The sequence below is a fragment of the Stenotrophomonas sp. 93052_Sma genome (assembly GCF_056481145.1).
Genome location: NZ_CM151134.1, coordinates 1,660,531 through 1,676,289, shown reverse-complemented (window position 1 = coordinate 1,676,289; position 15,759 = coordinate 1,660,531). Strand labels below are relative to the sequence as shown.

Here is a 15,759-nt window from a genome sequence, read left to right as displayed (position 1 = left end):
CCGGCACTACCAATACTGGACATCGGCCATCATCGAAGGTCGATGAATCCGTTGTCGGCCAACGCCGCCGGTTCGTCCTGCACTGCCGACAACACGAAACTCAGCGCTGTGCCCAGCAGCGTGCCCGGTCCATCCCAGTACTCGGCCGAGTCGGCCCGCACCTGGATCAGGCGCAGGTTCGGGTCGTCCTTGCCGCCCGGGAAGAACAGCTTCATCGCCGGCGACCACAGTTCCTCGATCTTCGCGCGATCATCAACCACGCGCGCGCGCCCGGCCACCGACACATAGGTGTTCTTCGATGGCGAGGCATAGGCCACGTTGACGCGCGGGTCGAGCGCAATCTCGGCCACCTTCGGGCTGTCGGCAGTGATGACGAACCACAGATCGCCGTCGAAGGTGACCTGCTGGGTGGCAAGCGGCCGGCTGTAGAGGCGGCCGTCGACGCCGGTGGTGGTGAACATCGCCACCTCCACGTCCTTGATCAGTTCTGCCAGTTGGGCAATGTGTTCGGCGCGGGTGTCGGCCATGTGGGGGCTCCTTCGATATGAGCCCCCATCAGACGCGGTTCGGCCGCAATGGGCCGTGACGCAATTGTTCAGCCCGCGTGGCGGGCGTGCCAGGCCTGCATCGCCAGTTCGAACGAGCGCAGGCGCGCGGTGGTCATACAGGTTGGCGGTGAGCATCAGCTCGTCCGGCGTGTGGCGCTCGACAAACGCGGCGATGCCTTCCGCCACCTGCTGCGGATCTCCCAGCACGGTGCAGGCCAGTGCCCGCTCCACGCCCACTTTTTCGTGCGGCTCCCAGAAGGACTCGATGTCGTCGATGGGTGCCGGAATCTTGCCCGGTCGGCCACGACGCAGGTTCACGAAACTCTGCTGCTGGCTGGTGAACAGGCGCCGCGATTCGGCTTCGCTGTCGCTGGCAACGACGTTCAGGGCCAGCATCGCGTGCGGCTGCTTCAGCGTGGCCGAGGGGCGGAATTCGCGGCGGTACACCGCCAGCGCTTCGTCCATCACGTCCGGTGCGAAGTGCGAGGCGAACGCGTATGGCAGGCCCATCGACGCGGCCATGCGCGCACCGAACAGGCTGGAACCGAGGATCCAGGTCGGCACCCGCAGGCCACCACCCGGAACCGCCTGCACCGCCTGCCCGGGCTGTACCGGTTCGAAGTAATGCAGCAGCTCGCGCACGTCCTGCGGGAACTGGTCGGCGCTGTCGAAATAGCGGCGCAGTGCACGCGCGGTCGGCTGATCGGTGCCCGGCGCACGGCCCAGGCCGAGGTCGATGCGGTCCGGATACAGCGAGGCGAGCGTGCCGAACTGCTCGGCCACCTGCAGCGGCGCATGGTTGGGCAGCATGATGCCGCCGGCACCGACGCGGATGCGCTTTGTGCCACCCGCCACGTGACCGATCAGCACGGCGGTGGCCGCGCTGGCGATGCCGGGCATGTTGTGGTGTTCGGCCAGCCAGTAGCGGCGGTAGCCCAGCGCATCGGCGTGCTGGGCCAGTTCCAGCATGTTGGCGAAGGCAGCGGTGGTGTCACTGCCCTCGCAGACCGGGGCCAGGTCAAGGATCGACAACGGGATCATCAGCGGTTTTCCGTCACAGGATCCCCCATGCATGGGGTCGGTCGGGCGCGGCGGCCAGTGACGGTGGCGGGATGCTGATTCCCGTGGGACGGGTTCAGGGCCCGCCGGACCGATCCGGGGTGCCCTGATCCGCGCCAAGCGCGATTGGTAGTGCCGGCCGCTGGCCGGCATACAGGTAGATCGCTTCGCAGCCGGCCAGCGGCCGGCTCTACCAAGGAAGCGTCAGAACGCGCTGGGGCGCGGCTCCGGCAGCGGCTGGTCGACCATAGGCTTCAGCTCGGCATCCAGCGCCACGCGCTCGTCGAACACGAAGCAGCGGCCTTCGTAACCTTCGCCGCCCACCTCCTCGAAGTAGCCGAGGATGCCGCCGTCGAGCTGCAGCACATTGTCCATGCCATCGTTGACCATCCACAGCGCGGCCTTCTCGCAGCGGATGCCGCCGGTGCAGAAACTGACCACGGTGCTGTCCTTCAGCGCTTCGCGGTGCGGCGCCAATGCCTCGGGCAGGTCGGTGAACTTGTGGATGGGCAGCACCAGCGCATCCTTGAAGGTGCCGTACTCCACTTCCTGCTGGTTGCGCGTATCGAGCATGACCACCGGCTTGCCGGCGTCATCATGCCCCTGCCGCAACCAGCGCTGCACCGTAGCCGGATCGACCGCCGGTGCACGCGGATACTCCAGCGGCTGGCCGTCATCACGGCGGAAGCTGATGATCTCGTCCTTCACCTTGGCCTTCAGCCGCGCGAACGGCTGATGCTCGCTCAGGCTGGTCTTGACCCGCATATCGGCAAAGCGCGCATCGGCATGCAGCGCGGCATAGAAACTTTCGACCGCCTCCGGCGCACCCGCCAGGAACAGGTTCAACCCCTCGCCCGCCACCAGGATCGTGCCGCGCAGCTGCGCCGCCTCGGCACGCGCCAGCAGCTGGTCGCACAGGGCCTGGGGGGCGTCGATGACGGCGAAATGGTAGGCAGCGGTATTGGCGATCATGCCGCCATTTTAGCGCCTCCCGCCCACACAGACAGATTCAGGGGGTCAGAGCCCTCTGCGCGGCAGAGGAATCCGCCCCCCGGCAGGTACCCAGAACTTGTCAGAGGCAGGGCGGTGTGGGCAGGCGGGACCGTTGGCGCCATGGATGGCGCCATCGAGCCCCCAAGGGTGAGGGCGCTTTGCTGGCGAAGCACTGCTTCGCAAGCGCCCGAACGCACAGCCGCCAACGGCTGGGCCGGGCCGCGGAGCGGGGTTTACGGCGTGTCCCGCCTGCCCACACCGGCCTGCCCACCACGGATTGCCTGCTGTTGCTGTTGCTTTTGCTGTTGCCGGCCAGCGGCCGGCACTAGCGGGTGCCGGGTGCAACCCGGCCAGAAGCCCCCCTTACCCCCGCAACAGCACGAACGGCAGCAGCACCAGCGCCGCCGCACCGGCCATCGCCAGCAGCACCAGCACCACATACACCGGCCGGCGCCGGAACAGGCTGCCGAAGGTCTCCGCCGTCCCCTCGCGCAAGGCCTGCTCGCGCTCGGCACGGATGCGCGGCCCGCGTTCGGCCTGGTACTCCGCCATCAGCGCCTTTGCACGCGGATGATCGGTGTCCTCGCGCAGCCACAGGCCGCCGTTGGAAATGCCCCAGGGGCTGGGTTCGGTGCGATACCAGGCGATGCCGTGCTGGTCGAGCAGCGTGCAGACATCGGCGTATTCGTCGTCGCCGACATTGCGCAGATTGAGCAGGAGTTTTGCCATGCCCCCATGATACCCGGCGCCGATGCGCTACCCTTGCCGCCCTCGCCCTGCGCCCTTCCGGAGACGCCCGATGCGCCGCCTGCTGCTTCCCCTGCTGCTGTCCCTCGCCGCCGTTGGCTGCTCGACCGAACCGTCCGGCCCACCGCCGGGTGGCACCCTGACCACCTTCGAGCGCATCGATACCGTCCCGGGTACCGGCGCCGAAGCCGTTGCCGGCAACAAGGTCACCGTGCACTACACCGGCTGGATCTACGACAACCGCACCGAAACCAAGCACGGCAAGACCTTCGACAGCTCGGTCAGCCGTGGCGAACCGTTCACCTTTGCGCTCGGCGCCGGCCAGGTCATCCGCGGCTGGGATGAGGGCGTGGCCGGCATGAAGGTCGGCGGCAAGCGCACCCTGATGATCCCGCCGGACTACGGCTACGGCGACCGCCGGGTTGGCCCGATCCCGGCCGGCTCGTCGCTGGTGTTCGATGTCGAGCTGCTCGATGTCAAACCGTAATGCCGCAACGCCTCCACGGGTCGCTGTCATCGGCGGCGGCCCGGCCGGCCTGTTCGCCGCCGAGCGCCTGCGCGCCGCTGGGCTGGAGGTCGACCTGTACGAGGCCAAGGGTTCGCCCGGCCGCAAGTTTCTGATCGCCGGCAAGGGCGGGCTCAACCTCACCCATTCCGATCCGCGGCCGCTGTTCGACAGCCGCTACCGCGAGCAGGCCTCTACCGTGGGACGCTGGCTGGACGGCTTCGACGCGCAGGCGCTACGCGACTGGGCTGCCGGCTTTGGCGTGGAGACCTATGTGGGCAGCTCCGGCCGCGTGTTCCCGGTCGACCGCAAGGCAGCCCCACTGCTGCGCGGCTGGGTGCGCCGCCTGAAAGAACAGGGTGTGCGCCTGCACGCCAACCACCGCTGGATCGGATGGAGCGACGACGGCGCCCTGCGATTTGAAACCGAAGACGGCGCCGTTGAAGTGCATGCCGATGCTACCGTGCTGGCCATGGGCGGCGGCAGCTGGCCGCAGCTGGGCAGCGACGGCGCCTGGGTCTCGCCACTGCAGGCACGTGGCGTGGACATCGCACCGCTGCAGTCAGCCAACTGCGGTTTCGACGTGGACTGGACGCCGTTCTTCGCCCAGCGCAATGCCGGCGCACCGTTGAAGCCGGTGATCGCGCACTGGCTGGACCTGGCGGGACAACCGCAGTCGCTGCAGGGCGAGTGCGTGGCCAGCGAGTACGGCATCGAAGGCAGCCTGATCTACGCATTGGCCGCAGACCTGCGCGAGACCATCAACCGCGATGGCCACGCGATGCTGTGGCTGGACCTGGTACCGGGCCGCGATGAAGCACGCCTGCTGGCCGACCTGTCACGCCCGCGCAAGGGTCGCAGTTTCGGCGAGCACCTGCGCCGCCAGGCCGGCCTGGATGCAGTGAAAGCCGCACTGGTGTTCGAGATGCTAGGCAAGGAAGCGGGCAACGATCTGCCTGCCGTGGCAGCTACGCTCAAGCGCCTGCCCCTGCGCCTGCTGCGCCCCCGGCCGATGGCCGAGGTGATCAGCACCGCCGGTGGCGTGCGCCTGGATGCGCTGGATGATGGCCTGATGCTGCGGGCAGTGCCCGGCGTGTTCTGTGCCGGCGAGATGCTGGACTGGGAGGCGCCGACAGGTGGCTACCTGCTGACCGCGTGCTACGCCAGTGGCCTGCGTGTGGCCGAGGGTGTGATCGAGTGGTTGGCCGGGCGGTAGGACTGGCCCGGTAGAGTCGAGCTTGCTCGACTGCTTCGCGCTGTAGAGCCGAGCCACACTTGGCTTGAATCAACAGCAGTCGAGCAAGCTCGACTCTACAAGAGCAGTCGAGCAAGCTCGACGCTACATCACCACGGCCGGCGCATGCTCACCGAGGCCAGCGCCACGCCACTGGGATGCGGATAGGTCTCTTCGCGCACGCTGATGAACCCGTGCCGTTGATAGAACGGCACGGCGTTGAGCGAGGCCGACAGCACTACCTCACGATCACGATCGGCCATCGCCAGCAGGCGCTGCATCAGCGCCTGGCCGATGCCCTTGCCGCCGCGATCCGGATCGACGAACAACGCATCAACCTCGTTGGCATCGGTATCAAACACGCCGAACCCGAGCAGGACACCCTGCCCGTCCTCGGCCACCACGCAGCCCCCCTGCGACAACAGCCGCGCGTACTGCGACGGTGGCGGCGAGGCAGACCAGGGCGCGATGACCTCGGGAGGGTAATGACTGCTGCAGGTCTCGCGCACGCAGCGCGTACGCAGGGCCCACAGCCTGGCCACATCATCCATGGTGCCGGTCCTGAACTGCATGACGCCTCCTTGTAGAGCCGAGCCCATGCTCGGCTGTTCTTTGTTCCAACATCGCGATGTCTGATTGAAAGGCAGTCGAGCAAGACTCGACTCTACAGAATCGTTAATCTCGACGCCTGATCGAAAGGCAATCGAGCATGGCTCGATGCTACAGCAACGGTTACCGCGACTTGCTGGCGCGCAGCGCCTGGATCTTCGGCGGCGGCTGGAACGAGTCGCTGCGTGCATCGGCCCAGAACGCATGGAACACCGCATGGTCGGGCACCTTGTGCAGCAGTTCGCCTGGTTCCAGGTAGCGGTACAGCGAGGCCAGCGAACGGATTTCCACCGGTGAGACGCGGCGCAGGATGTGCTCCGGCCCCAGCTCGGCCGGATCGTTCAGGCCCGCCGCACACAGCAGCTCCTTCAGGGCGTGCAGCGTGTGCTCGTGGTAGCTGTACACACGGGTGGCCTTGTCCGGTGCATCCAGATGCTTCCAGCGTGCAGGGTCCTGGGTCGCGATGCCGGTCGGGCACTTGTCGGTATGGCAGCTCAGTGATTGGATGCAGCCCAGCGCGAACATGAAGCCTCGGCCGGCATTGCACCAGTCAGCCCCCAGCGCGATGGTCCGCGCGATGTCGAACGCGCTGGTGATCTTGCCGGCCGCACCGATGCGGATGCGATCGCGCAGATCCAGGCCGACCAGGGTGTTGTGCACCAACAGCAGCGCTTCGTGCATCGGCACGCCGACATGGTCGACGAACTCCGCCGGTGCCGCACCCGTGCCACCCTCGGCGCCGTCGACCACGATGAAGTCCGGCAGCAGCCCGGTTTCCTGCATCGCCTTGGCAATGCCGAACCACTCCCACGGGTGGCCGATGGCCAGCTTGAAACCGACCGGCTTGCCACCGGACAGCTCGCGCAGGCGTGCAACGAACTGCAGCAGCTCGACCGGCGTCGAGAACGCCGAGTGACGCGACGGTGACACGCAGTCCACACCCATCGGCACGCCACGCGTCACCGAGATCTCGGCGGTCACCTTTGGCGCCGGCAGCACGCCACCGTGGCCGGGCTTGGCGCCCTGCGACAGCTTGATCTCGATCATCTTGACCTGATCATGGGTGGCATTGGCAACGAAGCGTTCCTCGCTGAAACCGCCCTTCTCGTCACGGCAACCGAAGTAGCCCGAGCCGATCTCCCACACCAGGTCGCCGCCCATCTCGCGGTGGTAGGGCGAGATCGAACCTTCGCCGGTGTCGTGATAGAAGCCACCGCGGCGTGCGCCTTCGTTCAGCGCGCGGATGGCATTGGCCGACAGCGAACCGAAGCTCATCGCCGAGATGTTGAACACGCTGGCCGAATAAGGCTTGGCACAGTTCGGGCCGATCAACACACGGAAGTCATGCTTGGCGATGGCGGTCGGTGCCAGCGAATGGTTGATCCACTCGTAATCCACCGCATAGGTGCTGCGCAGGGTGCCGAACGGCACCGTGTCCATCTCGTTCTTGGCGCGCTGGTAGATCAGTGCACGCTGCTGGCGCGAGAACGGCACGTCTTCCAGGTCGCTCTGCACGAAGTACTGGCGGATCTCCGGGCCGATCGATTCCAGCCCGTAGCGGAAGTGCGCCATCACCGGATAGTTGCGGCGCAGCGTGCTGCGCTTCTGCAGCAGGTCCCAGGTCCCCAGCGCCACCATCGCGGCAGTCAGGCCGACGCCCCAATACCAGGCCGGCCAGATCGTGGCCAGCCACAGGCATATCGGGAACATCAGGATGGCGAGCAGGTAGACGATATACCGGTGCATGGCTTTCCTCGGTTGCAACTGCCCCCGAGTCTACCGCGCCGCCCGCTGCCAAGGCTTACAAGCGATCGTCAACCACGTTGCGCGGCCAGGCCGATTTCACGTCGTAGACCAGGCCTCCCGGCGCCAGCAGGCCCCGGATTGCGGATTCATCCATCGCCTTGAAACGGGCGTGGGCCACCGCCAGCACCACCGCGTCATAACACCCCGCCCCGGGATCGGCCAGCCAATCCAGGCCCTCGCCGGTCAACGCCGCCGGGCCGACCCAGGGGTCGCTGACCTCCACCTGCGCACCGGCATCGCGCAGGCGTTGCGCCAGCTCCAGCGCGCGGCTGTTGCGCAGGTCCGGGCAATCCTCCTTGAAGGTCACGCCCAGTACCAGGATGCGTGCGTCCGCCGGCGCACGGCCACGCTCGGCCAGCATCGCCAGCACCCGCGCCGCCACGTGCTCGCCGACGCGGTTGTTGACCTGTCGTGCGGTGTGGATCAGGTCCGGGTGATAGCCCACGCTCTCGGACTTGTGCAGCAGATAGTACGGGTCCACACCGATGCAATGGCCGCCGACCAGCCCCGGCCGGAACGGCAGGAAATTCCACTTGCTACCGGCGGCGTCCAGTACGTCCTGGGTATCGATGCCCAGCCTGTCGAAGATCAGGGCCAGCTCATTGACCAGCGCAATGTTGACGTCGCGCTGGATGTTCTCGACCACCTTGGCCGCTTCGGCCACCCGCATCGACGGTGCCGGGAAGGTACCGGCGGCGATGATGCGCTGGTACAGACCATCAATCACCGCAGCAACTTCCGGTGTCGAGCCGGAAGTGATCTTGCGGATGTCGGCCAGGCGCCGCTGGCGGTCGCCGGGGCTGACCCGTTCCGGGCTGTAGCCGCAATAGAAGTCTTCGTTGAAGCGCAGGCCCGAACCCTGCTCCAGCAGCGGCACGCACACTTCCTCGGTGGTACCGGGGTAGACCGTGGACTCGTAGATCACCAGGTCGCCGGCGCGAAGATGACTGGCAATCAGCCGTGTCGCCGAACGCAGGGGCTCCAGGTCGGGCTGCTCGTAAGCATCGATCGGGGTCGGCACGGTGACGATGTAGACGTTGCAGGCATCGAGCAGTGCCGGATCGCTGCCGTACTGCAGCAGCTGCGCACTGGCAAGCTCGTCGGATTCCATTTCCAGCGTGTGGTCCTGGCCGTTGCGCAGCTCGGCGATGCGACCGGCATCGATATCGAAACCCAACGTCGGCCACTGCCGGCCAAACGCCACCGCCAACGGCAGGCCGACGTAGCCCAGGCCGATCACCGCAAACCGGGGTGCGCTGGCCGCCGCTACCGGCGCACTCATCGGCACATCCCGCGCAACGGATGCGATCGCACATACGCTGCCATGGCCTCGGCCAACACACTCATCTGCTGCACCACTCCGGAAAACCTGCGCCAGAAAGGCTACAGCCTACCGGCCCCGGCGCCCTGCCGCCAAGGCGGGCTCAGGACCCCAACGCCACCGCGGCCGGTTCCAGTTCGCCGTCGGCGCCGGTCCAGGCCTGCAGCAGGCGCTCGAATCCACCGCTGCCAAGCAGGAAGCCGGGCCACGCGGCGTCGACGATCTGTGCCAGCAGCTCCGGTTCGATCCGCCGCGTGCCCATCGACCAGCGCGGAAATGCGCGCTGCACTACGGGGGCACGGCACAACACTTTCAGCTGCCCGTGGCTGCGCGCATTGAGGATGCGCTGGAACACCGAATCGATGCCGTCCTCCGGGCCCTCGAGATACTGCAGGAAGCGCGCTCCGTCGAACATCAGCACGCCGGTGACACCGGCTACACGATTGAATGCCGTGGCGTCGGCCAGCAGGCGGTCAAGATCGGTTGTCTGCAGATCGGCGCGGGCCTCACTGGCATAGGCAATCGCGTGCAGCGACATCAGGTGGCTCCCCCCCTGGGAACGATGGCAGGGACTATGACATGAATGCGATCGACAGTTAAGCACACCGCGGCCATGATGCAATCCGGTTGCGGAACCGCAGGTGGGCTACAATCGGCCCCGCGCTGCAGGCCCGGATGGCGAAACTGGTAGACGCATCGGACTTAAAATCCGCCGACCGCAAGGTCATGCCGGTTCGATTCCGGCTCCGGGCACCACACGCACGCAGCACGTCCCGCTTTCAGATCGCCCGCGAATAACGTGGTTGCTCGTGCGCGGCACGCAGATACGGGTCAAAGCACATCGCCAGCAACCGCAGCAGCGGTCGCCCGGGTTCACTGGCACGCACCACGCCATCGCGGTATTCGGCCAGGCCGTCTTCCTGCAGCCGCTGTACCGAACGCAGATCCTCGGCAAAGTACTGCTCGAAATCCACGCCGTGACGCTGCCCCAGCAGCACGCCATCCACCTCGCCCTGGCACATCAGCTGCTGGATCAGTTCCGCGCGCAACTGGTCGTCGGCACTCAACGCCACGCCGCGCCAGACCGGCAACTGGCCCTGGTCCACCGCGTCCTCCCACGACGGCAGGTCGCGCGGATTCTGGCTGTAGGTGGCACCGATGTGGCTGATCGCACTCACGCCCAGGCCGAGCAGATCGGTATCGGCGTGGGTGGTATAGCCCATGAAGTTGCGATGCAGCTGGCCGGCGCGTTGTGCGCGCGACAGATCCTCTTCCGGCAACGCAAAGTGATCCATGCCGATGTACTGGTAGCCCGCCGCGGAGAGCTTCTCCACCGCCAGGCCCAGCAGCGCCAGCTTGTCTTCCGGCGACGGCAAACAGCTTTCGTCGATCTGCTTCTGTGCGCGGAACAGATGCGGCAGATGCGCGTAGCCGTAGACCGCCAGGCGGTCCGGGCGCAGCGCCAGCACCAGCTCGAGGGTGCGACCGAAGCCTTCCAGGCTCTGTCCCGGCAACCCATAGATCAGGTCGACGTTGACCGATCGCATGCCGCTGTCGCGGCAGGCGCGCAGGATGTCCAGCGTCTGCTGCACGCCCTGCACGCGGTTGATCGATTCCTGCACCTGCGGATCGAAATCCTGCACGCCCAGGCTGGCCCGGTTGAAGCCCAGCCGCGCCAGCATGGCGACGTCGCGGGTGTCGATGAAGCGCGGATCGAGTTCGATCGAGAAATCGCGCTGCGGCGAATCACTGAAATCGAAGCGCCGGCGCAATCCTTCCACCAGCGTGGTCATCGCTTCGGCATCGAGGAAGTTCGGCGTACCACCGCCCAGGTGCAGCTGGATCACTTCACGGCCGTCATCGAACTGCGGCGCCAGCAGGTCGGCCTCGGCCAGCACGCGTGAGACGTAGCTGTGGCCACGACCGCGATCACGGGTGATCACCCGGTTGCAGCCGCAGTAGAAGCAGGGGCTGGAACAGAACGGCACATGCACGTACAACGACAGCGCGCGGGCCAGTTGGTTGCTGTCGGCGATCGCCTGGCGCAGCGCCGGCGCGTCGAAGCCATCATGGAAATGCGGCGCGGTCGGGTACGAGGTGTAGCGCGGGCCCGGCCGGTCGTGCCGGCGCAGAAGATCGGGGTCGAAGGTCCAGGCCAGGCCACCAGCGGCGGGAGAGAACGTGTCCATGCCGCCAGCATCGCGCCGGGCGGCCTGCGCCGCCTTGACCCAGATCAATCCTTGGCAGGGATGCCCAGCACCGGCAGGCCGACCTGCGGCCAGCGCAGCATCTGGTAGCGCTTCCAGAAGGTGTCACCGATGCGCGCGGCCACGTCGTTGGCCAGCTCCTGCATCGGCGGGTTGTTGCATTCGGCGGTGGTGATCCGGAACAGCACCAGCCAGCGGTCGAACAGGTCCTTGTCCAGCTCGATGGCCATGTGCTTGGACATCGGCGAGCCCTTGAACCGGCGGGTGCCGCGCAGCATCGCCGACCAGAAGTCGACCAGCTGCGCCAGGTGCTCGGGCCAATCGTGGACGTGCGCGCCGAACACCGGCCCCAGCCGCTCTTCCTCGCGCACGCGGGCATAGAAGTCGTGAACCAGGCGGGTCACTTCCTGCTCGGTGCACAACTCGGGCGAGGCGACGGGGAGGACAGGCGGCGGTGTTGCGTTCATCGGGGTACCCAAAGCGTGCCGGCAGTGTGCCGCACCCGGCCATCACCACCGTTGATCCAGATCAATGTCGGCGCAGTCCGCTGCGCCTAGGCTGGCACGCTTGCAGGAAGCATGCCCTGCGGATGCGGCGCCGACCCTGGCGAAGTATACGCGCCGCCCACTTTTCGATCCGGGACAGCATGAACAGACCTTCTCCCAACCGCCGCCAGCGGCTGATCCAGCAGTGGGGCGCCATCCTCTGGCCCAGCTTCATCGCCGCCGGCGTGGCCAGCGTGGTGTTCTTCGCCTTCGTCGATCCATTGCGCCTGCAGGCCATCAGTTTCCCGGGCACCGCAATCAGCCGCGAACTGGGCTACACGGCGGGATTCTTCATGTTCTGGTCGGTGACGGCACTGTCCAGCGCGGTCACCTGGTACCTGCAGCGGCCCATGCCGAGCGATGACGACGACGAGCTGCCGCTGGGATGAGCACGTCATGTACCCGGACTCCCCGTCCCTGGCACTGGCGCGGCACGCTCAGCGCCGCCCTGCTGGCGCTGTTCTACGCACTGCCGTGGCTGCGCTGGGAGGGCCGCCAGGCGCTGCTGCTGGACATCAACGCGCGGCGATTCGACCTGTTCGGCTGGACCCTGTGGCCCGGCGACGTCGGCGTACTGATCGGCCTGCTGGCGGTACTGGCCGTCGGCCTGGCGCTGCTTACCCACCTCGCCGGACGCATCTGGTGCGGCCATGCCTGCCCGCAGACGCTGTGGCGGCGCGCCTTCGACTGGATCGCCCGCAGCGCGGCCCGCATGCTGCCGGCACCTGCTGTACGCCCGGTCACCCAGCTTGCCTGGGGACTGCTGTCAGTGTGGACCGGCATTACCTTCGTCGGCCTGTTCAGCCCGATCACCGGCTTGCTGGCCGCCGCGCCAAACGCTGGCTGGAGCGGCTGGGAAACGTTCTGGGTACTGTTCTATGCCGCTGCCACCTGGGGAAACGCCGGTTTCCTGCGCGAGCAGGTCTGCCGTTCGCTGTGCCCGTTCGCACGCATGCAACCACTGCTGACCGATCCGCATACGCCGCGCATGCTGTACGACGCCCGTCGCGGTGAGCCGCGCGGGCCACGTCCATCCGGGCTCGGCGGGGTGCTGGGCCGTGGCCGCGGCCTGCTCGACCCGACCACTGCGCAGGACTACGTATTCCGCGCCGCGCATCCGCTGCTGGCTGGACCGATGCCGACCTTCAGCGCCGACCGTCTGGGTGATTGCACCGATTGCGCGGCCTGCGTCATTGCCTGCCCGATGCAACTGGACATCCGACAGGGACCGCAAGCCGATTGCCTGGCCTGCGGTGCCTGCCTGGAGGCCTGCGCACAACAGCAGCACCGGGCCGGTTTCGGTCCGGCGCTGGTGCGCTACTGCAGTCCGCAGGCAATGGCCGGACAACCGAAGCGCCTGTGGCGACCCCGGACGTTGGCGCTGCTGTCCTTGTTGCTGGCGCTGCTTGCCTGCGGCGCCTGGCGCCTGCTCTGAATCAACGCGACCCGCTGGCGTGCGGCGGCACAAGCTGCGCACGCCGGACGATGCCCAGCTGTTCGATGATCAGCGCCATTTCGTTGGTGACTTCGGTACGCTCGGTCCCCTGCGGGACCAGACGGTCCAGCACCTGCTGGTAGGTATCCCAGAACGCCGGACCGCATCCGTGTTTGTGGTAACTGGCTTCCAGTTCGCGGCGTACCCGTTCAGCCAAGCCATGCATGCCGTATTCCATACGACCTCCGTTGGACTTGTTCTGCATTGTTGACGGTCTACCGACTCACTTGCGTGCTACTGAAAGACTCCCAGGCTTCACGCTTGGTTGACTCCAATTAGTCATAGATTTCACGACAGGTCAATTACATGCAGCGACTTTCGTGATTGAAATTATTAATCGTTCACGAAACTACATACGGGACCCCGGGGCCCCCGGATGGGGTGAAGCCGACAGGCCGCGGGAACCATGGACCGATGACTCCAGTAGATGGCGCCGATTGTGACCCTCAGATCGATCGATCTTGCCTATTTTGCTAAGCATACTTAGCAAATTGCGCTTAGCGCGCTAAATGCGACAAAAGGCGGCGCAAGTCAGATGGATTCGCCCGCCGACGCTTCTGTCGTGGGGAACAGGTTCGGATAGCGCTGATGCAGGATGTACTGCCGCAGGGCCGGAATCGGGAAATCCTTCGGCCATTGCGACACTGCGGCACGGCTGATGCCAAAGAAGCGGGCCAGTTCGGCATCGGTCTGGAATCCCAGCCGGGTGCGCACCTGCCGCTTGCTCCAGAATTCGGTCACGGTCGGTCCTTCTGTTAACCAGACTGATTCTTGCGACAAGGCTTCTTCGCAATCCACGCGTTAAGCTGGCTTGCATAGATGAATACTCTCGGCCAACGACTCGCGGCAGCCATGAAGAAAGCCGGGCACCCACGCCCGGCCGATCTGGCACGCGCCGCCAAATCAACGACAGCAACCATCAGCAACTGGCTCAACGACCACGTGAGCGCCTCGCACGTGAAAGCCGAACAGCTGTTCCGCATCGCCGATGCGGCCAAGCTGGACGCACGCGAGCTGCTGTACGGGGTCAGCGGGCTCGGCGTCGGTGAGCCTGGCAGTGCCTACATCCCCAGCCAGGCCCATCTGGATGTCTGGCAGGACGCCTACGAGCTGGTCAGTCACCTGGTGGCCGAGAACGGGCTGGAGATCGACCATCGCCGCCATGCAGCGTTGGATCTGCTCGCGTTCGAACTGCTGATGGATGGCTTCAGCCGCAGCAAGGTCGCCCGCGTGCTGACGACCTCGATGACGTGAATGCACCGCCGCTGGTAGCATGGACCGCGATGGGGATGGGGCTCCCCCGATAACCGCCTGAGAAGGCTGATGGCTCCTGCCAGGACGAACCCGGTGTTCGTCGACGGCAGGTCGTGCCTGCCCTCGGCGTTCGCCATTGACCCTGCGAACCCGCATTCGAGGCACGCCATGCAAACACTGAACAATTGTTTCCTGGTCTTCGTCGGAGGCGGCATCGGTGCCTGCCTGCGCCATGCCTGCAACCTGATCGGCGCGCGGGTGGCCGTCGGCAGTCCCTGGCCCTGGTCGACCTTCCTGATCAACGTCAGCGGCGCCCTGCTGATGGGCGTGGTGGTCGAGGTCTTCGCGATGCGCAATGGCGCCTCGCCGCAGCTGCGCCTGCTGCTGGCCACCGGCATCCTCGGCGGCTACACCACGTTTTCCACCTATGCGCTGGAGATCGGCCTGCTGCTGCAGCGTGGCCAGCATGGGCTGGCGGCACTGTATGCCGGCGGCTCGGTGGCACTGGGCCTGGCCGGCCTGTTCGGTGGGATGAAGCTGGCCCGGCTGGTGCTCGGCTGACGCTCAGGCCGCACTGGCACGGGCCTGTCCCCGCCATTCCCGCGGCGACTGCCCGGTGTGCGCCTTGAACGCGCGCGACAGCGCCGCTTCGCTGCCATAGCCCACATCATCGGCAATCCGCTTCAGCGGCCGCCCCTGGCGCAGTGCCTGCTGCGCCAACCCCACCCGCCAGCCCTGCAGGTACTGGCCCGGCGTGGTGCCCATCGCCTCGCGGAAGCTGGCGGCGAACACGCTGCGTGACATGCCGGCCACTTCGGCCAGGTCCTCCAGCGTCCACGCCTGCGCCGGCGCTTCATGCATCGCCACCAGCGCCAACCGCAGCCGCGGATGACCCAGCCCGGCGAACAGGCCGCCACGCATCTCGCCGCCTTCCATCAGCTGGCGCAGCACCTGGATCATCACCACCTCGAACAGCCGGTTGACCATCGCCGCCCGCCCGCAACGCTGCTCGAACGCCTCTTCGAACAGCAGTTCCAGCGCCGCGTGGCCGCCGTACAGATCCGCCAGCGGCAGGCAGATGAAATCCGGCAGTGCCGCGCTGATCGGATTGAGCGGGCCACCTTCGAAATGCAGGTTGGCGCAGGCCATGTCGGCGCCGTGCTGCGGGTCGGTACTGAAGCGGTGCGGCATCGGCCGCGGATACAGCAGCAGGCTGGGCACCTCGACCTGCACAGTCTGCTGGCCATGACTGACCTGCAGCGGGCCGCGCCGCACCAGATGCAACTGGCCGGCCTCATCCTCCCCCTGCAGGGTGTTGATGCCGCACAGCGCGCCGGCATGGAACACCGAGGCGGTGACCGCGAAGCGTTCGAGCAGGATGGCGAGACGATCGACCATGACGGGACTCCGGGTCAAGCGAGGCGAGCTCAATGCGA

18 protein-coding genes, 1 tRNA gene, 1 pseudogene and 1 riboswitch are annotated in these 15,759 nt (G+C 66.6%); of the genes and pseudogenes, 7 read left to right on the top strand and 13 right to left on the bottom strand.

From position 1 onward, the window contains the following. Positions 1 to 29 precede the first annotated feature (29 nt). The 4 genes and pseudogenes from ACZK2V_RS07925 to ACZK2V_RS07910 form a co-directional block, all read right to left on the bottom strand. Positions 30 to 527 (bottom strand): pyridoxamine 5'-phosphate oxidase family protein, encoded by a 498-nt coding sequence (locus ACZK2V_RS07925; protein WP_049400371.1) that lies wholly within the window; start codon positions 525 to 527, stop codon positions 30 to 32. A gap of 68 nt (positions 528 to 595) precedes the next feature. Next, positions 596 to 1,589: pseudogene (locus ACZK2V_RS07920) on the bottom strand (LLM class flavin-dependent oxidoreductase). Between the two features lie 222 nt (positions 1,590 to 1,811). Then, positions 1,812 to 2,579: a sulfurtransferase gene (locus tag ACZK2V_RS07915; protein WP_032128941.1), complete on the bottom strand. Its 768-nt coding sequence runs from the start codon at positions 2,577 to 2,579 to the stop codon at positions 1,812 to 1,814. Between the two features lie 384 nt (positions 2,580 to 2,963). Further along, the gene (locus ACZK2V_RS07910; protein ID WP_121503769.1) at positions 2,964 to 3,329 is read right to left on the bottom strand and encodes a DUF6164 family protein; all 366 of its coding nucleotides are present in this window, start codon (positions 3,327 to 3,329) and stop codon (positions 2,964 to 2,966) included. Positions 3,330 to 3,399: 70 nt separating this feature from the next. Here ACZK2V_RS07910 and ACZK2V_RS07905 point away from each other — a divergent pair, with 70 nt between their 5' ends. Continuing rightward, positions 3,400 to 3,834: an FKBP-type peptidyl-prolyl cis-trans isomerase gene (locus ACZK2V_RS07905; RefSeq protein WP_049421508.1), complete on the top strand. Its 435-nt coding sequence runs from the start codon at positions 3,400 to 3,402 to the stop codon at positions 3,832 to 3,834. Further along, a complete protein-coding gene (locus ACZK2V_RS07900) occupies positions 3,821 to 5,068 on the top strand; it encodes a TIGR03862 family flavoprotein (RefSeq protein WP_486323090.1) in 1,248 nt (415 codons plus the stop codon). The genes ACZK2V_RS07905 and ACZK2V_RS07900 overlap by 14 nt, the downstream gene beginning before the upstream one ends. A gap of 128 nt (positions 5,069 to 5,196) precedes the next feature. On the opposite strand, the gene ACZK2V_RS07895 is transcribed toward ACZK2V_RS07900, so the two are convergent. The 4 genes from ACZK2V_RS07895 to ACZK2V_RS07880 all read right to left on the bottom strand — a co-directional run bounded on the left by ACZK2V_RS07895 (position 5,197) and on the right by ACZK2V_RS07880 (position 9,360). Next, positions 5,197 to 5,658 (bottom strand): GNAT family N-acetyltransferase, encoded by a 462-nt coding sequence (locus ACZK2V_RS07895; protein ID WP_049399957.1) that lies wholly within the window; start codon positions 5,656 to 5,658, stop codon positions 5,197 to 5,199. Positions 5,659 to 5,818: 160 nt separating this feature from the next. Continuing rightward, on the bottom strand, positions 5,819 to 7,441 hold the full coding sequence (locus ACZK2V_RS07890; RefSeq protein WP_049420983.1) for an FMN-binding glutamate synthase family protein: 1,623 nt from the start codon (positions 7,439 to 7,441) through the stop codon (positions 5,819 to 5,821). A 55-nt stretch (positions 7,442 to 7,496) separates the two neighbouring features. Then, positions 7,497 to 8,783, bottom strand: coding sequence for a nucleotide sugar dehydrogenase (locus tag ACZK2V_RS07885; protein ID WP_032128936.1), 1,287 nt, complete (start codon positions 8,781 to 8,783; stop codon positions 7,497 to 7,499). 142 nt (positions 8,784 to 8,925) lie between these two features. Continuing rightward, positions 8,926 to 9,360, bottom strand: coding sequence for a BLUF domain-containing protein (locus tag ACZK2V_RS07880; protein ID WP_032128935.1), 435 nt, complete (start codon positions 9,358 to 9,360; stop codon positions 8,926 to 8,928). A 131-nt stretch (positions 9,361 to 9,491) separates the two neighbouring features. Between ACZK2V_RS07880 and ACZK2V_RS07875 the strand changes: the two genes are divergently transcribed. Further along, positions 9,492 to 9,578 (top strand) — tRNA-Leu (locus ACZK2V_RS07875). Between the two features lie 23 nt (positions 9,579 to 9,601). On the opposite strand, the gene hemN is transcribed toward ACZK2V_RS07875, so the two are convergent. Beyond that, positions 9,602 to 11,011, bottom strand: a complete 1,410-nt coding sequence (gene hemN, locus ACZK2V_RS07870; protein WP_049399964.1) for an oxygen-independent coproporphyrinogen III oxidase — start codon at positions 11,009 to 11,011, stop codon at positions 9,602 to 9,604. Between the two features lie 44 nt (positions 11,012 to 11,055). Then, positions 11,056 to 11,496, bottom strand: a complete 441-nt coding sequence (locus tag ACZK2V_RS07865) for a group III truncated hemoglobin (RefSeq protein ID WP_032128934.1) — start codon at positions 11,494 to 11,496, stop codon at positions 11,056 to 11,058. A gap of 179 nt (positions 11,497 to 11,675) precedes the next feature. Here ACZK2V_RS07865 and ACZK2V_RS07860 point away from each other — a divergent pair, with 179 nt between their 5' ends. After that, positions 11,676 to 11,963 (top strand): hypothetical protein, encoded by a 288-nt coding sequence (locus ACZK2V_RS07860; protein WP_010486039.1) that lies wholly within the window; start codon positions 11,676 to 11,678, stop codon positions 11,961 to 11,963. After that, positions 11,960 to 13,009, top strand: a complete 1,050-nt coding sequence (locus ACZK2V_RS07855) for a 4Fe-4S dicluster domain-containing protein (protein ID WP_121503772.1) — start codon at positions 11,960 to 11,962, stop codon at positions 13,007 to 13,009. The genes ACZK2V_RS07860 and ACZK2V_RS07855 overlap by 4 nt, the downstream gene beginning before the upstream one ends. Before the next feature lies 1 nt (position 13,010). Here the strand turns inward: ACZK2V_RS07855 and ACZK2V_RS07850 are convergent, their stop codons facing one another. Then, the gene (locus tag ACZK2V_RS07850) at positions 13,011 to 13,247 is read right to left on the bottom strand and encodes a hypothetical protein (protein WP_032128931.1); all 237 of its coding nucleotides are present in this window, start codon (positions 13,245 to 13,247) and stop codon (positions 13,011 to 13,013) included. 353 nt (positions 13,248 to 13,600) lie between these two features. After that, positions 13,601 to 13,810, bottom strand: a complete 210-nt coding sequence (locus tag ACZK2V_RS07845; RefSeq protein ID WP_486323089.1) for a helix-turn-helix domain-containing protein — start codon at positions 13,808 to 13,810, stop codon at positions 13,601 to 13,603. 111 nt (positions 13,811 to 13,921) lie between these two features. Between ACZK2V_RS07845 and ACZK2V_RS07840 the strand changes: the two genes are divergently transcribed. Continuing rightward, positions 13,922 to 14,323 (top strand): transcriptional regulator, encoded by a 402-nt coding sequence (locus tag ACZK2V_RS07840; RefSeq protein ID WP_010486043.1) that lies wholly within the window; start codon positions 13,922 to 13,924, stop codon positions 14,321 to 14,323. A 22-nt stretch (positions 14,324 to 14,345) separates the two neighbouring features. Further along, positions 14,346 to 14,409, top strand: a riboswitch (Fluoride riboswitch). Between the two features lie 82 nt (positions 14,410 to 14,491). Then, a complete protein-coding gene (gene crcB / locus ACZK2V_RS07835) occupies positions 14,492 to 14,884 on the top strand; it encodes a fluoride efflux transporter CrcB (RefSeq protein WP_486323088.1) in 393 nt (130 codons plus the stop codon). A 3-nt stretch (positions 14,885 to 14,887) separates the two neighbouring features. On the opposite strand, the gene ACZK2V_RS07830 is transcribed toward crcB, so the two are convergent. Next, a complete protein-coding gene (locus tag ACZK2V_RS07830; RefSeq protein WP_486323087.1) occupies positions 14,888 to 15,721 on the bottom strand; it encodes an AraC family transcriptional regulator in 834 nt (277 codons plus the stop codon). Positions 15,722 to 15,759: the final 38 nt, after the last annotated feature.

What these genes read in the sequence shown, in the direction of transcription:
- ACZK2V_RS07915 (WP_032128941.1), bottom strand. Translation starts at nt 2,579, where the DNA reads ATGATCGCCAATACCGCTGCCTACCATTTCGCCGTCATCGACGCCCCC.
- ACZK2V_RS07865 (WP_032128934.1), bottom strand. Translation starts at nt 11,496, where the DNA reads ATGAACGCAACACCGCCGCCTGTCCTCCCCGTCGCCTCGCCCGAGTTG.
- crcB (WP_486323088.1), top strand. Translation starts at nt 14,492, where the DNA reads ATGCAAACACTGAACAATTGTTTCCTGGTCTTCGTCGGAGGCGGCATC.
- ACZK2V_RS07910 (WP_121503769.1), bottom strand. Translation starts at nt 3,329, where the DNA reads ATGGCAAAACTCCTGCTCAATCTGCGCAATGTCGGCGACGACGAATAC.
- hemN (WP_049399964.1), bottom strand. Translation starts at nt 11,011, where the DNA reads ATGGACACGTTCTCTCCCGCCGCTGGTGGCCTGGCCTGGACCTTCGAC.
- ACZK2V_RS07880 (WP_032128935.1), bottom strand. Translation starts at nt 9,360, where the DNA reads ATGTCGCTGCACGCGATTGCCTATGCCAGTGAGGCCCGCGCCGATCTG.
- ACZK2V_RS07925 (WP_049400371.1), bottom strand. Translation starts at nt 527, where the DNA reads ATGGCCGACACCCGCGCCGAACACATTGCCCAACTGGCAGAACTGATC.
- ACZK2V_RS07840 (WP_010486043.1), top strand. Translation starts at nt 13,922, where the DNA reads ATGAAGAAAGCCGGGCACCCACGCCCGGCCGATCTGGCACGCGCCGCC.
- ACZK2V_RS07855 (WP_121503772.1), top strand. Translation starts at nt 11,960, where the DNA reads ATGAGCACGTCATGTACCCGGACTCCCCGTCCCTGGCACTGGCGCGGC.
- ACZK2V_RS07885 (WP_032128936.1), bottom strand. Translation starts at nt 8,783, where the DNA reads ATGAGTGCGCCGGTAGCGGCGGCCAGCGCACCCCGGTTTGCGGTGATC.
- ACZK2V_RS07905 (WP_049421508.1), top strand. Translation starts at nt 3,400, where the DNA reads ATGCGCCGCCTGCTGCTTCCCCTGCTGCTGTCCCTCGCCGCCGTTGGC.
- ACZK2V_RS07900 (WP_486323090.1), top strand. Translation starts at nt 3,821, where the DNA reads ATGTCAAACCGTAATGCCGCAACGCCTCCACGGGTCGCTGTCATCGGC.
- ACZK2V_RS07830 (WP_486323087.1), bottom strand. Translation starts at nt 15,721, where the DNA reads ATGGTCGATCGTCTCGCCATCCTGCTCGAACGCTTCGCGGTCACCGCC.
- ACZK2V_RS07895 (WP_049399957.1), bottom strand. Translation starts at nt 5,658, where the DNA reads ATGCAGTTCAGGACCGGCACCATGGATGATGTGGCCAGGCTGTGGGCC.
- ACZK2V_RS07890 (WP_049420983.1), bottom strand. Translation starts at nt 7,441, where the DNA reads ATGCACCGGTATATCGTCTACCTGCTCGCCATCCTGATGTTCCCGATA.
- ACZK2V_RS07860 (WP_010486039.1), top strand. Translation starts at nt 11,676, where the DNA reads ATGAACAGACCTTCTCCCAACCGCCGCCAGCGGCTGATCCAGCAGTGG.
- ACZK2V_RS07850 (WP_032128931.1), bottom strand. Translation starts at nt 13,247, where the DNA reads ATGGAATACGGCATGCATGGCTTGGCTGAACGGGTACGCCGCGAACTG.